Origin of the sequence: Paludibacterium sp. (assembly GCF_019232825.1) — a bacterium.
In the GTDB taxonomy this organism is placed as follows: Bacteria; Pseudomonadota; Gammaproteobacteria; order Burkholderiales; family Chromobacteriaceae; genus Paludibacterium.
Map to the genome: position 1 here is coordinate 1 of NZ_JAFAND010000098.1, position 13,870 is coordinate 13,870.

12 protein-coding genes and 1 riboswitch are annotated in these 13,870 nt (G+C 64.0%); of the genes, 8 read left to right on the forward strand and 4 right to left on the reverse strand.

The annotated features are described in order from the left end of the window. The first annotated feature begins 448 nt into the window (after positions 1 to 448). The 7 genes from JOZ06_RS13205 to JOZ06_RS13235 all read left to right on the forward strand — a co-directional run bounded on the left by JOZ06_RS13205 (position 449) and on the right by JOZ06_RS13235 (position 8,598). A complete protein-coding gene (locus tag JOZ06_RS13205) occupies positions 449 to 2,299 on the forward strand; it encodes a methyl-accepting chemotaxis protein (protein ID WP_293233162.1) in 1,851 nt (616 codons plus the stop codon). A gap of 233 nt (positions 2,300 to 2,532) precedes the next feature. After that, a complete protein-coding gene (locus JOZ06_RS13210) occupies positions 2,533 to 3,981 on the forward strand; it encodes a catalase (RefSeq protein ID WP_293233164.1) in 1,449 nt (482 codons plus the stop codon). A 101-nt stretch (positions 3,982 to 4,082) separates the two neighbouring features. Beyond that, a riboswitch (cobalamin riboswitch) is annotated at positions 4,083 to 4,291 on the forward strand. A 135-nt stretch (positions 4,292 to 4,426) separates the two neighbouring features. Beyond that, entirely contained in the window at positions 4,427 to 5,491 is a 1,065-nt protein-coding gene (locus tag JOZ06_RS13215; RefSeq protein WP_293233166.1) for a HoxN/HupN/NixA family nickel/cobalt transporter, read from the forward strand. A 185-nt stretch (positions 5,492 to 5,676) separates the two neighbouring features. Beyond that, entirely contained in the window at positions 5,677 to 6,705 is a 1,029-nt protein-coding gene (locus tag JOZ06_RS13220) for a hypothetical protein (protein WP_293233168.1), read from the forward strand. Then, on the forward strand, positions 6,695 to 7,210 hold the full coding sequence (locus JOZ06_RS13225; RefSeq protein WP_293233170.1) for a TlpA disulfide reductase family protein: 516 nt from the start codon (positions 6,695 to 6,697) through the stop codon (positions 7,208 to 7,210). Before JOZ06_RS13220 ends, JOZ06_RS13225 begins: the two co-directional genes overlap by 11 nt. A 40-nt stretch (positions 7,211 to 7,250) precedes the next feature. Next, positions 7,251 to 7,553, forward strand: a complete 303-nt coding sequence (locus tag JOZ06_RS13230) for a DUF1992 domain-containing protein (protein ID WP_293233172.1) — start codon at positions 7,251 to 7,253, stop codon at positions 7,551 to 7,553. 97 nt (positions 7,554 to 7,650) lie between these two features. Next, positions 7,651 to 8,598, forward strand: a complete 948-nt coding sequence (locus JOZ06_RS13235) for a CysB family HTH-type transcriptional regulator (protein WP_293233174.1) — start codon at positions 7,651 to 7,653, stop codon at positions 8,596 to 8,598. 95 nt (positions 8,599 to 8,693) lie between these two features. On the opposite strand, the gene tauD is transcribed toward JOZ06_RS13235, so the two are convergent. The 4 genes from tauD to tauA are packed head-to-tail and all read right to left on the reverse strand — an operon-like array spanning position 8,694 to position 12,157. After that, complete coding sequence (tauD, locus tag JOZ06_RS13240) at positions 8,694 to 9,527, reverse strand: taurine dioxygenase (protein ID WP_293233176.1); 834 nt, start codon at positions 9,525 to 9,527, stop codon at positions 8,694 to 8,696. A 14-nt stretch (positions 9,528 to 9,541) separates the two neighbouring features. After that, positions 9,542 to 10,393, reverse strand: a complete 852-nt coding sequence (tauC, locus tag JOZ06_RS13245) for a taurine ABC transporter permease TauC (RefSeq protein ID WP_293233178.1) — start codon at positions 10,391 to 10,393, stop codon at positions 9,542 to 9,544. Continuing rightward, positions 10,390 to 11,175, reverse strand: coding sequence for a taurine ABC transporter ATP-binding subunit (gene tauB / locus JOZ06_RS13250; RefSeq protein ID WP_293233180.1), 786 nt, complete (start codon positions 11,173 to 11,175; stop codon positions 10,390 to 10,392). The genes tauC and tauB overlap by 4 nt, the downstream gene beginning before the upstream one ends. Before the next feature lie 4 nt (positions 11,176 to 11,179). Further along, positions 11,180 to 12,157: a taurine ABC transporter substrate-binding protein gene (tauA, locus tag JOZ06_RS13255; RefSeq protein WP_293233182.1), complete on the reverse strand. Its 978-nt coding sequence runs from the start codon at positions 12,155 to 12,157 to the stop codon at positions 11,180 to 11,182. A 328-nt stretch (positions 12,158 to 12,485) separates the two neighbouring features. On the opposite strand from tauA, the gene JOZ06_RS13260 reads away from it, so the two are divergent. Next, a partial coding sequence (locus JOZ06_RS13260) for an amino acid permease (RefSeq protein WP_293233184.1) occupies positions 12,486 to 13,870 on the forward strand: 1,385 nt, incomplete at its 3' end.

Here is a 13,870-nt window from a genome sequence, read left to right on the forward strand (position 1 = left end):
GGGGGACCGTGTGCGAACAGAGATACTCAAGCGCACGCGACCATTCTCCATTTCTGAGATCGAGGAGGCCTGCCCTGGTATCAGTCGAGACATGGTGCGACTCGTATTGCGCGCAATGAAGGTAGAAGGGCTCATCGAACCGACAGGGAAGGGACGCGGCGCTAAGTGGAACCGGTTAGATAGCCCCGTGGATTAACTCAGCCAACGGAACAGCAAACCCGTGCATTGCCTGCGGCGAATGCACGCTACGAAGCTTGAAATGTAGCGTGCGTTCGCGCAGCAACGCACGGCGTGTAGGGCGCGGTCGCGTGCACCGCGCCATCCTAGCGTCCAGCGACAACCTGTACTATCGGTCAGGTCGTCCCCGTCTTTCCCTGCCCGCGCTTTCCCCCACGCCCACGCCTGTCTATGTTGCAAAAACACGCTCCACACAAAGAGGTAGCGATCCATGGGCTTTTTGCGCGGGATATTGGGTGGCGGCAACACCCAGGATTTAAAGGGGCAGGTAGCGGCTATCAGCAAGGCGATGGGGGTGATCGAGTTCAATCTCGACGGCACGGTGCTATACGCCAACGACAATTTCCTCAAGGTGCTCGGCTATTCGCTGGCGGAGATCCAGGGCAAGCATCACCGCATGCTGGTCGAGCCGGGCTATGCCCAGAGCGCCGAGTACCGTCAGTTCTGGGAAAAACTCGGCCGCGGCGAGTACGACGCCGGTCAATACAAGCGCATCGGCAAGGGCGGACGCGAAGTGTGGATTCAGGCCTCCTATAACCCGATTCTCGACAAGCGCGGCCGGCCGTTCAAGGTGGTGAAATACGCCACCGACATCACCGAGCAAAAGCAGAAGAACGCCGACTTCGAAGGTCAGTTGGCCGCTATCGGCAAGGTAATGGGGGTGATCGAGTTCAATCTCGACGGCACGGTGCGCCACGCCAACGACAATTTCCTCAAGGTACTCGGCTACGCGCTCAATGATATCCAGGGCAAGCATCACCGCATGCTGGTCGAGCCGGCGTATGCCGAAAGCGCCGAATACCGCCAATTCTGGGAACGGCTGGGGCGGGGCGAGCACGATGCCGGCCAATACAAGCGCATCGGCAAGGGCGGGCGCGAGGTGTGGATTCAGGCGTCTTACAACCCGATCCTGGATATGGATGGCCGGCCGTTCAAGGTGGTGAAATACGCGACCGACATCACCGAGCAGGTGAAGCTCGCCAGCGCCATGAAGGAGGCGGTGGCGGACACGCAAGCGGTGGTGGCCGCCGCCGGCGACGGCGACCTGACCCGGCGCATCCCCTTGGAAGGCAAGAGCGGCGCCGTCGAAACGCTGTGCGTCGGCGTCAATTCGCTGCTGCAGAACATGTTCGACATCGTCAGCACCATCAAGGAGAGCACCGACGCGGTCACGGCGGCGGCGCGCCAGATCGCGCTTGGCAACCAAGACCTGAGCCAGCGCACCGAGGAGCAGGCCGCGAGCCTGGAGGAAACCGCCAGCAGCATGGAGCAGCTCACCAGCACCGTGCGCCAGAATGCCGACAATGCCCGCCAGGCCAGCCAGCTTGCCGTCTCGGCCTCGGACGTGGCCGGCCGCGGCGGCGAGGTGGTTACCGGTTCGGTGCAGACGATGGCGCAGATCAGCGAGTCGTCGCGGCGCATTTCCGAGATCATCGGCGTTATCGACGGCATCGCCTTCCAAACCAACATCCTGGCGCTGAACGCAGCGGTGGAAGCCGCCCGCGCCGGCGAGCAGGGGCGCGGCTTCGCCGTGGTGGCCGGCGAGGTGCGCAACCTGGCGCAGCGCTCGGCCAACGCGGCCAAGGAAATCAAGGATCTGATCACCGACAGCGTCACCAAGGTAGAGAAGGGCACCGAGCAGGTGAATCAGGCCGGGCAGACCATGGGCGAGATCGTCGGCGGCATCCGGCGCGTCACCGACATCATGGCCGAGATCAGTGCCGCCAGTGTCGAGCAGTCGCGCGGCATCGAGCAGGTCAACAAGGCCGTGGTGCAGATGGACGAGGTGACGCAGCAAAATGCCGCGCTGGTCGAGCAAGCGGCGGCGGCGGCCGAATCGCTGGAAGAACAGGCGCTCAACATGTCGGCGGTCGTCAGCCGGTTCAAACTGGGCGAGTCGTCGGCGGCGAGCGCGCCGTCCAAGCCGGCCCAGCCGGCCTTCCGCGCCAACCCGCCCGCGCCGAGGGCCGTGGCGCACAAACCCGCGCGTATCGCCCACCCGGCGCCGCCGCGCGCGCTGCCGCAGGCCGCGGCGGGCAACGGCGAATGGGAGACCTTCTAACGGCAACATACCTATCGCCATTCTGACATCAATTATTTTTGGCTATTGAATTTCGCAATCGATGGTCAAAAACAATTAATTGGGAATCGTTCTCATTTGTCTCGATAATCGGCACATGCCTTCACGGAAGAGACCGATGAAAACCACCTACCGTCAGACCCTGATCGAGCTCATGGCCAGCTTCGCTTGGCTGCAATAAGCGCCGATTACCCGATAGATAAAGGAGCCGCATCATGAAAGACCATCTTCTTACCACCGCCGCCGGCGCGCCCGTGGCCGACAATCAAAACGTCCAGACCGCCGGCCCGCGCGGCCCGATGCTGTTGCAAGACGTCTGGTATCTGGAAAAGCTCGCCCACTTCGACCGCGAGGTGATCCCCGAGCGGCGCATGCACGCCAAGGGCTCGGGCGCCTTCGGCGTCTTCACCGTCACCCACGACATCAGCCGCTACACCCGCGCGAGCCTGTTCGCCGAAATCGGCAAGCAAACCGATCTGTTCGTGCGCTTCTCCACCGTGGCCGGCGAGCGCGGCGCGGCCGACGCCGAGCGCGACATCCGCGGCTTCGCCGTCAAGTTCTACACCGATGAAGGCAACTGGGATCTGGTCGGCAACAACACGCCGGTGTTCTTCCTGCGCGATCCGCTCAAGTTCCCCGACCTGAACCGGGCGGTGAAACGCAATCCGTACACCAACATGCGCGACGCCAACGCCAACTGGGACTTCTGGACCTTGCTGCCCGAGGCGCTGCACCAGGTGACCATCGTCATGTCCGACCGCGGCATTCCCGCCAGCTACCGCCACATGCACGGCTTCGGCAGCCACACCTTCAGCCTGATCAACGACGCGGGCGAACGGCATTGGGTCAAGTTCCACTTCGTCAGCCAGCAAGGCATCAAAAACCTGACCGATGCCGAGGCCACCGAGCTCGTCGGCCGCGACCGCGAGAGTTCGCAGCGCGATTTGCTGGAGAGCATCGAGCGCGGCGAATTCCCGCGCTGGACGCTCAAGATTCAGGTCATGACCGAGCAGCAGGCGCGCGACTGTGCCTTCAACCCGTTCGACCTGACCAAGGTCTGGCCGCACGCCGATTACCCGCTGATCGACGTCGGCGTGCTGGAGCTCAACCGCAACCCGCAAAACTACTTCGCCGAGGTCGAGCAGGCGGCGTTCAATCCGGCCAACGTGGTGCCGGGCATCAGCTTCTCGCCCGACCGCATGCTGCAGGGCCGGCTGTTCGCCTACGGCGACGCCGAGCGCTACCGCCTGGGAGTGAATCACCACCTGATTCCGGTCAACGCGCCGCGCTGCCCGTTCCACCAGAGCTATCACCGCGACGGCGCCATGCGCGTGGACAACAATGCCGGCGCCACCATCGGCTACCAGCCCAACAGCCAGGGCAAATGGCAAGACCAGCCGGCGTTCCGCGAACCGCCGCTGGCGCTGTCGGGCGATGCCTGGGATTGGGATTTCCGTCAGGATGACGACGACTACTACAGCCAGCCGCGCGCGCTGTTCCGGCTGATGACGCCGGCCGAGCAGCAAACGCTGTTCGACAACACCGCCCGCGCGCTGCAAGGCGTCGATCCGGCAATCCAGCAACGCCATATCGACAACTGCAACCGCGCCGATCCGGCCTACGGCGCCGGCATCGCCAACGCGCTGAAGGCCTTGGCCAAGTAAGCGTTGTGGCGCCGGGCATACGCCCGGCGCCTGTTTGGCTTGCCCCACACAAATAAGAGATTGATAATGCATTCATACAGTAATTGTTTTTGTATGAATGATTACGGTAACTTGAAACGGGAGTCCGCCCTCATTCCTTGAGGACGGGTGAAACGGGAAGCCGGTGACGCCGCCTAGCGGCCATTCCGGCGCAGCCCCCGCTGCTGTAAGCCAGACGAGATAACCCACATGCCACTGTGAACGATCATGGGAAGGCGGTTATCGAGGACGATGGCGAGCCAGAAGACCGACCCGCATCAAGTTGAAGTGCCTATCTCTGGGGTGTGGGAACGGCTCTTTTGCATCCTGCCGCACATGCGGCCGGGTGCTGAAGCGTATTTCTTCCCTCTCCGGTTTTGGCTTACTGGCGATCTCGCCATCCACGAAACCTGAGGCGATTTTTTAAATGCTCAACCAATTGGCAACCGTGTTCAGCGACTCGAGCAGCGATGTTCGGGCGCGGCTCTTCGGCATCTATGGCGTGCTCATCGCGATCAACGTGCTCGCATGGCTGTGGGCGCTGACTGCGTTTTACCATCATCCCGTGTTGCTTGGCACGGCGCTGTTGGCCTACAGCTTCGGGCTGCGGCATGCGGTCGACGCCGACCATATCGCCGCCATCGACAACGTGACGCGCAAATTGATGCAGGAAAGAAAGCGACCGGTCACCGTCGGTTTCTTTTTCTCGCTCGGTCATTCCTCGGTGGTGGTATTTGCCTCGGTCGGCGTGGCTGTCGCGGCACAGTTGATGAAAACCCATTTCTCGCAATATCAGGCCATCGGCGGGATCGTCAGCACGGCGGTGTCGGCCCTGTTCTTGCTCGCCATTGCGCTGATGAATTCCTTCATTCTGCGGGCAATCTTCCGATCCTGGCGCAATGTGCGCAACGGCGGCGCCTACCATGACGACGACTTCGACATGCTGCTGGCCGACCGCGGCTTTCTCGCCCGCCTGTTCCGGCCGATGTTCAAAATGATCACCAAGGGCTGGCATATGTTTCCGTTGGGGCTTCTGTTCGGCCTCGGCTTCGATACCGCCACCGAAGTGGGGCTGCTCGGCATTTCCGCCACGCAAGCCTCACACGGCCTGTCGCCGCTGTCGATCATGGTGTTCCCCGTGCTGTTTTCCGCCGGCATGTCGCTGATCGACACGCTCGACGGCCACATGATGCTGGGTGCGTACGGTTGGGCTTACATGAAGCCGATCCGCAAGATCTACTACAACCTGAGCATCACGATGGTCTCGGTGCTGGTGGCCGTGGTGGTCGGCGGCATCGAGGCGCTGGGCCTGATCGGCGATCAGTTGCACCTGTCCGGCACGTTCTGGGACTGGATCGGCGCGCTCAACGACAATTTCGGCACCATCGGTTACCTGATCATCGGCATCTTCGCCCTGAGCTGGCTGTTGTCGATCGTCATCTACAAGGTTAAAGGCTTCGACAAGCTGGAAATTCAAGCCCAGCGCTCCTGACGCCGGGCATCACGACGGGCGCCGCGCACATGCGACGCCCTGCGACAATCTGCCACACTTCATGCCTTTCGCATTTCTGCGACAATGCGTCACCTTTCGCTCGCCTTTCAAAAACATAACACAGCGGCATCCAGCCCATTTTCATGGCGCGGCGGTGCATTGGACGCTCTTGGGGGAGACAACTTGTGAAGACCAAACCGCTTCTGCTGGGCTTGCTCGCGCTGGGCCCGACCGCTGCTTTCGCTTGCGCGAGCTGCGGCTGCAGCTTATCGGCCGACGCCGCCGCCGGCTACACCGCCGAGCCAGGCTGGCAGTTCAGCTTCGAGTACGACTACCTGAATCAAAACCAACTGCGTTCTGGCGCGCACAGCGTATCGCAGTCGCAAGTCGCCGCCATCAATGACGCGGGCGGCAATCAGGAAGTCGAGAACCAGACCATCAACCGCTATCTGACGCTCGGGATTGCCTACTCGCCGAATCCCGACTGGAATTTCAAGCTGCTCGTTCCCTACGTCGACCGCAGCCACACCACCTATGGCCAGGCGACCAACCCCATGGCGGACGATTCGCAAAGCGGCGCCGCCATCTCGGGCCTCGGCGACATGAAATTCATCACCAGTTATCAGGGGTTGTTGCCCACGCATAACTTCGGTCTGCAACTGGGCGTCAAACTGCCGACCGGCGACTACGGCGGGCAGAATAGCGTCACCGGCGCCATGGTGGGCCATCCGACCAACTTCAACGTCGGCGCCGCCGCCGGCACGCCGGTCGACACCAGCTTGCAGCCCGGCACCGGCAGTACCGACCTCATCGTCGGCGCCTACTATTACCAGCCGGTGAGCCAGAATTTCGATGCGTTCGCCACCGCGCAATTCCAGGCGGCCATCATGGAAAGGTTGGATCAGGCCAATCAGGATTTCCGCCCCGGCAACACGGCCAATCTTAGTGTGGGTTTGCGCTATGAGGCCGATCCGGACTGGGTGCCGCAGCTGCAGCTCAATCTGATTCGCAAGAGCCATGATCAGGGCGCACTGGCCGACGAGTCGGACACGGCGGGCACGATCGCCTATCTGAGCCCCGGCGTCACGTTCCGGGTCGGAGACGACAAGACCCATGTTTACAGCTTTGTACAGCTGCCGCTCTACAGCAATTTGCAGGGTTATCAGCTCGCCCCGCGCTGGACGGCCACGGTAGGCATCACCCATGCGTTCTAAGCTTTGGCGCTTGTTCTGGGCCGGTTTGCTGCTGTGTCAGTGCGCGCCGGCGTGGCCGTCCACGCTGCGCGTGGGGCAGGACGCGCCACCATTGGCCGTGCGTGTGCTGGATGGCACCACGCTCAATACCCGCGACTTGAAGGGCAAGGTGGTGATTCTGGCCTTCTGGGCAACCTGGTGCGATGCCTGCCGCGACGAGTTGCCGTTGTTGTCGGATTACGCCCACGCCCACGCCAAGCAAGGCCTGGTCGTGCTCGGCATCAGCCTGGACGATTCCGCCGACTTGGCGCGGGTTCAGACGGTCGCGAAACGGCTGGACTTCCCCGTCGGGCTGCTGGGGAGCGCGTGGGCCGGCGGCTATGGCCGGATATGGCGTCTGCCGGTCAGTTTCGTCATCGACCGCCAGGGGCGGCTGGCCGACAACGGCTGGGACAGCGCCACCCCCATCTGGACCAAGGAACGGCTGGACAAAGTCGTTTTGCCGCTGCTGACGCCACAGCCGTAACGGGCGCGCGCCCGGCGCCGGTTTTTGCTATCGTGGCCGCATGATCTCGCTACTGGACATCTTGGCCGAACAACGCATCGTCGATGCGATCGCCCGGGGAGAATTCGACCATCTCCCCGGCGCCGGCCAGCCGCTGGAACTCGACGACAATCCGCTGATCCCGCCCGAAATGCGCATGGTGAACCGCATTCTGAAAAACGCCGGCGTCACCCCGCGCGACGTATCGCTGCGCAAGGAAATCGCCGAGCTGCGCGAGGCCATCGCCGCCTGCCCGCCGGGCGAGCGGCGCGACGCGCTCAAACGCGAGCTGGGCACCATGCTGCTCAAGCTTGCACACGGCTGATCAAACCACATTGCATAACTACGGAAATAAATATTATTTAGTGATATAGAAACAAATCTTATGATTTAAATGTTATATCACGTTGTGGTGCGGCATCATGAATTTCCAGCAACTTCGCATCGTGCGCGAAACGGTGCGGCAAGGCTTCAATCTCACCGAGGTCGCCAATGCGCTGTTTACCTCGCAATCGGGCGTCAGCAAACACATCAAGGATCTGGAGGACGAGCTGGGCGTCGAGCTGTTCGTGCGCCGCGGCAGGCGCGTGCTGGCGTTGACCGAGCCTGGCCAGGAGCTGCTGCAGATCGTCGAACGTCTGCTGCTCGACGCCGGCAACATCAAGCGGCTGGCGGAACAGTTCAACCTGCGCGACAGCGGACAGCTGACCATCGCCACCACCCACACCCAGGCGCGCTATGCGCTGCCGCCGGTGGTGGCCGGCTTCCGCCAGGCGTACCCCAAGGTGCACCTGGTGCTGCATCAGGCGAGCCCGGAGCAGTTGGTGCGGCAGTTGCTGGCCGGCGAAGCCGATATCGGCATCGCCACCGATGCCGTGGGCGAGGTGGCCGAGCTGGTTTCCTTCCCCTACTACAGCTGGCGTCATTGCGTGATCGCGCCGCCGGATCATCCGCTGCACCGGCAACCGCTGACGCTGCGGCAGCTGGCGCGCTATCCGATCGTCACCTACCACGGCGGTTTCACCGGCCGTTCGGCCATCGACCAGGCATTCGCCGAGGCCGGGTGCGCGCCGGACATCGTCATGACGGCGCTGGACGCCGACGTGATCAAGACCTATGTCGAGCTGGGCCTGGCCGTCGGCATCGTCGCCAGGATGGCGGTCGACACCCACCGCGACGCCGGCGTGCGCGTGGTCGCCGGGCCGGAGCTGTTCGCCGAACAGCACGCGCGCATCGCGCTGCGACGCGGCCACTATCTGCGCAGCTACGCCTTGCGCTTCATTCAGCTGTGCGTGCCGGGGCTGGACGAGCAGCAGATCCGCGCGGCGCTCGCCGCCGCGCCGGACCCGCTGGCGTCGTTGTGCGCTTGAGGCCGGCTTAGGGTGTCCGGCGCAATGTCGCGCGTTGCGCGCCGATTGCGCCCTACGCAACGGGGTACCCAACGTTTGGCGCAACCGGACACACCCTAGAACGGCCGGTCGCCCAGTATGGTGGCGCGGTGCATGACGCGCCGCTGCGGCCGGTAGTCGTCCACGGCGTAATGGATGGTCGAGCGGTTGTCCCAAAAAGCGACGTCGCCCGGCTGCCAGCGCCAGCGCACGCTGAACTCCGGCCGCGACTGGTGCGCGAACAGAAACGCCAGCAGCGCCCGGCTTTCCTCCTCCGGCAATTCGTTGATCTCGGTGGTAAAGCCTTCGTTGACGAACAATGCCCTGCGGCCCGACTCCGGATGGGTGCGCACCACCGGATGGCTGACCGGCGGGTTGGCCTTGCGCGTTTCCTCCCAGCGCTGCCGGTCTTCCGGCGTCGTGCCGTAGCGCTTGAGCGGAAAGGTCTTGGTGAAGTCGTGTTGCGCCGTCAGTCCTTCCAGCAGGGTTTTAAGGCGCGCGGACAGCGCATCGTAGGCGGCGAAACCGCTGGCCCACAGCGTGTCGCCGCCTTGCGCCGGCAGCTGGTACGCGGCCAGCACGGCGCCGAGCGGCGGCGTGTCGATGAACGTCACGTCGGTGTGCCAGATGGCGTTGTCCTTGAGGTCGAAGGCATTGGTGTCGAGCACCATGATCTCGCGCGCCTCGGGATGTTGCGGATAGATCGGATGCACGTGCAGGTCGCCGAAACGGGCGGCGAACTGGCGCTGTGCCACCGGGCTCAAGGCCTGGTTGCGGAAAAACAGCACTTGATGGAGGGCGAGGGCCTGGCGCAACGCATGCACCAGGTCGCCGTCGGCGGGGCGGGCCAGATCGATGCCGCTGACCACGGCGCCGATGGCCGGCGTCAGCCGGGTGAATTCAACTGCCATACCGTTTATCTCCTCTAGTTTTTATGCAGCGCCCACGGCGCCAAATGCTGTTGCAGCGCGCGCAGGCCGAGTTCGAGCGCAAACGCCACCAGCGCGATCACCAAAATGCCCAGCACTACCACGTCGGTGGCCAGAAACTGCGCCGCCGACTGCACCATGAAGCCCAATCCGCGCGTGGCGGCCACCAGTTCGGCCGCCACCAGGGTCGACCAGCCGGTGCCTAGCCCGATGCGGATGCCGGTGACGATATCCGGCAGCGCTTCCGGCAGCACGACGTGCCATAGCAGCTGACGGCGCGACGCGCCGAGCGACTCGGCGGCGCGCAGCCGCTCCGGGCTGACGTGGCGCACGCCGTGGGCGGTGGCGATCAGCACCGCGGCCAGAATTTGCAACGTGATCAAGATCACCTTGGACAATTCGCCGATGCCGAACCAAATGACGATCAGCGGCAGGTAGGCCAACGGCGGCACCGGCCGCCAAGCCTCGACCAGCGGGTCGAGCAAGGCGCGGGCGACGTCGACCCGGCCCATCAATACGCCGAGCGGAATACCGATCAGCACGGCCAGCGCGAGCCCAAGCAGGATGCGCGCGAGGCTCGCGCCCAGGTGCTGCCACAGCGTGGCGTCCATGAAACCGACGGTCGCCAGCACGCCGAGCTTGGCCAGCACCGCCTCGGGCCCGGGCAGGAACAGCGGCGGAATCTTGCCGCTATGCGCCAGCAGCCACCACAGTCCCACGAAAGCGAGCAAGCTCAGCACGCGCAAGCGCGCCGGGGTCAGCCGCGGGGCGGCCTGGTCCGTGCTGTCCGGCAGTTCCTCCGGGCTCGGCGCCGGCGCGGCTTCGAAAGTGGTATCAAGGGGATTCATGCGGCTTCCTCCTGCCGTCTGAGCCGGAACAGGGTGTCCAGCAGATGTTCGCGCAACGCGATGAAGCGCGGATCGGACTTGATCGCGCGCGCGCTTTCGCCGGCGCGGTAGCGTTGGCTGAAGCCCGGCTGCACTTCCTCGACGATGCGGCCCGGGCCGGGCGACATCAGATACAGACGCGTCGCCAGAAACAGCGCCTCGTCGATATCGTGGGTGATCAGGAACACGCTGCGGCGGCTCTGTGCCCATACCTTGAGCAGCAGCTCCTGCATCTGCTCGCGCGTGAAGGCGTCCAGCGCGCCAAACGGCTCGTCCATCAGCAGCACCCGCGACGGGCTGGCCAGCGCGCGAGCGATGCCGACGCGTTGCTTCTGCCCGCCCGACAGCTGCCAGATCGCTCGCCCGGCGGCCTGCGGCAAATCGACCAATTCCAGCACCTCGTCGGCCCTGGCGCGCCGCGCCGCCCGCTCCACACCCTGCAGACGCAGGCCGAAGGCGACGTTATCGCGCACGTTGAGCCAGGGCAGCAAGGCGCCATGTTGGAACACCACCGCGCGGTCGGCGCCGGGCGCGGTCACCGGCTGGCCGTCGAACAGCACCCGGCCGCGGTTGGGCCGGATGAACCCGGCCAGCAGATTGAGCAAGGTGGTCTTGCCGCAACCGGAGGGGCCAATGGCCACCGCCAGGTCGTCGGCGCCGATCGTGAGCGATACGTCCGCCAGCGCCGCCAGGCGCTGGCCGGGGTAGCTCACCGACACATGTTCGGTCGCAAGCGTGGCCATGACGTTACTCGGCCTGGCGCACGAAGCGGTTGGTGACGTACGGGTTGTAATCCGCCAGCACGGTGTCGACCTTGCCTTGCGACTTGAGGAAGCTGGCGGTATTGCTCACGGCGGTGACGAACGGCTGCTGCAACAGACGGATTTGTTCGTCGCGCGACAAGAAGCGGTTGCCCTTGAGACCGGCGACCACATCCGGCGCCGACGCGCCGGTCAGACGGCTGATCTTGTCGATATTGGCGCCATTGGCGATAAAGCCGGCCGGGTCGGCGCGATACTGGGCGATCGAATCCAACGCCACCTTGGCGAAGCGCGCCACGATCTCCGGATGCGCTTGGGCAAAGTCCTTGCGCACGATCCAAATGTCGTAGGTCGGTGCACCCCACTTCGCCACCTGCTCGGAGCTGGTCAGCACTTTGCCGCTGGCCTTGACCTTGCCCAGCGCCGGGTCCCACACATAGGCGGCGTCAATGTCGCCACGCTGCCAAGCGGCGGCGATCTCGCTCGGTCGCAGGTTGAGAATGGTCACCTTGGCCGGGTCGATGTGCCAATGCTTGAGCGCGGCCAAGAGGCTGTAGTGGGTGGTCGAGACGAACGGCACGGCGATCTTCTTGCCGATCAAGTCTTGCGGCTTGTCGATATGGCTGCCGTTGCGCACCACCAGCGCCTCGGCGTCGCCGATCTGGTCGGCGACCAGGAAGGTTTCGATCGGCAGGCCGCGAGTGGCTGCGGCGGCCAGCGGGCTTGAGCCGATATTGCCGATCACCACGTCGCCGGAGGCCACGGCGGCGATCACTTCGGCGCCGCTTTCGAACTTGCGCCAGTTGATCTGGCTGCCGGTGGCCTTTTCGTACAGGCCGTCAGCCTGCGGAATCTTGGTCGGGTCGATGCCGGTTTGATAGGCGACGGTGAACGGCTCGGCGGCCGAGGCGACGCCGGCCGCGAACGTCAGCGCGGCGGCGAGAATGGGTAGGAATCGCTTCATGGGGATGCTCCCTGTTTGTCTGTTGGTTGCATCAACCTAACAAAGCCCCTGGCGATTCCTAACCAATTTGTCTTGATTTGCTTATCAGGTTTCTTGCAAAAGACGGCCGTTTGACTAGACAACTTGCAAAGTTGTATACATTCTCCCAACTGCCGTGATACAGTTCTGTCAGAAAATAACAATGACCCGCTTCGATTGATTCCTACTGAGTCCTGCCGCTTCCCCTGAGAACACCGCAGCACGAGGTGCCGACCGATCCGGCGGGCACACTCATGCCGAGCGCCGCCAAGGCGCCGAGAAGAACATCCGGAATCGGGGTAGATCCACTATGCAAGAAACGCAAAACGTCTCATCGCTGCGCCGCAATTTACGCACGCGGCACTTATCCATGATCGCCATCGGCGGATCGATCGGCACTGGCCTGTTCATCGGCGCCGGCGCCACCATCGCCACCGCCGGCCCGGCGGGCGCGCTGTTGGCCTACGGGCTCTGCGGGCTGATGGTGTATTTCCTGATGACGAGCCTGGGCGAGATGTCGGCCTATATGCCGCAGACCGGCTCGTTCCAGGTCTACGGCTCGCGCTTCGTCGACACCGGCTTCGGCTTCGCGCTCGGCTGGAACTACTGGTTCAACTGGGCGGTGGTGATCGCCGTCGAGCTCGTGGCCGCCGGCCTGATCATGCATTACTGGCTGCCCGGCGTGCCGGGCTGGGTGTGGAGCGGGCTCGCGCTCGCCTTGATGGTGGCGCTCAACGTGTTTTCCGTGCGCGGCTTCGGCGAGGCGGAATACTGGTTCTCGCTGTTGAAGGTGATCACCATTGTCGCCTTCATCGCCATCGGTCTGCTGATGATTGTCGGCATCATGACGCGGCCGGTGTTCCACGGCCTGGCGGCGGGTCTGCCGGTGTTCTTCGCCAGCGGCAACGGCTTTGTCGGCGGCATCGGCGCCTTCATCAGCGTGTCGATGGTGGTCGGCTTCGCCTATCAGGGCACCGAGGTGATCGGCGTGGCCGCCGGCGAGGCGGAAGACCCGGCGCGCAATCTGCCGCGCGCGGCGCGGCAGATCTTCTGGCGCATTCTGATGTTCTACATGCTGGCGATTTTCCTGGTCGGCATGCTGCTGCCGTACAACGATCCGCTGTTGCTCAAGAGCGATATGAGCGACGTGGCGGCAAGCCCGTTCACCCTGGTGTTCGCCCGCGCCGGCATGGCCGCGGCGGCGAGCGTGGTCAACGCCACCATCCTGTCGGCGGTGCTGTCGGCCGGCAACTCGGGCATGTACGCCTGTGCGCGCATGCTCTACAGCATGGCGGAAAACAACATGGCGCCGGCCTTCCTCGGCAAACTGACGAAAAACGGCGTGCCGCGCAATGCCCTGTACCTGACCACCCTGGTGGCCGCGCTGTGCTTCCTGTCCTCGCGCTGGGGCGACAGCCAGGTCTACATGTGGCTGCTCAACTGCGCCGGCATGACCGGCTTCATCGCCTGGCTTGGCATCGCCGTCTGCCACTACCGCTTCCGCCGCGCCTTGCGCGTGCAGGGCATCGATCTGGCGGTACTGCCCTACCGCGCCAAGTGGTTCCCGCTCGGCCCGCTGTTCGCCTTCGCGCTGTGCCTGGTGATCATGCTGGGTCAGAACTACGGCGCGTTCACCGGCGCCAAGGTCGACTGGAACGGCATCCTGGCCACCTATATCGGCATTCCGCTGTTCCT

Coding starts and splice junctions, on each gene's coding strand:
- JOZ06_RS13205 (WP_293233162.1), top strand. CDS start 449: ATGGGCTTTTTGCGCGGGATATTGGGTGGCGGCAACACCCAGGATTTA.
- JOZ06_RS13210 (WP_293233164.1), top strand. CDS start 2,533: ATGAAAGACCATCTTCTTACCACCGCCGCCGGCGCGCCCGTGGCCGAC.
- JOZ06_RS13215 (WP_293233166.1), top strand. CDS start 4,427: ATGCTCAACCAATTGGCAACCGTGTTCAGCGACTCGAGCAGCGATGTT.
- JOZ06_RS13225 (WP_293233170.1), top strand. CDS start 6,695: ATGCGTTCTAAGCTTTGGCGCTTGTTCTGGGCCGGTTTGCTGCTGTGT.
- JOZ06_RS13230 (WP_293233172.1), top strand. CDS start 7,251: ATGATCTCGCTACTGGACATCTTGGCCGAACAACGCATCGTCGATGCG.
- JOZ06_RS13235 (WP_293233174.1), top strand. CDS start 7,651: ATGAATTTCCAGCAACTTCGCATCGTGCGCGAAACGGTGCGGCAAGGC.
- tauD (WP_293233176.1), bottom strand. CDS start 9,527: ATGGCAGTTGAATTCACCCGGCTGACGCCGGCCATCGGCGCCGTGGTC.
- tauC (WP_293233178.1), bottom strand. CDS start 10,393: ATGAATCCCCTTGATACCACTTTCGAAGCCGCGCCGGCGCCGAGCCCG.
- tauB (WP_293233180.1), bottom strand. CDS start 11,175: ATGGCCACGCTTGCGACCGAACATGTGTCGGTGAGCTACCCCGGCCAG.
- tauA (WP_293233182.1), bottom strand. CDS start 12,157: ATGAAGCGATTCCTACCCATTCTCGCCGCCGCGCTGACGTTCGCGGCC.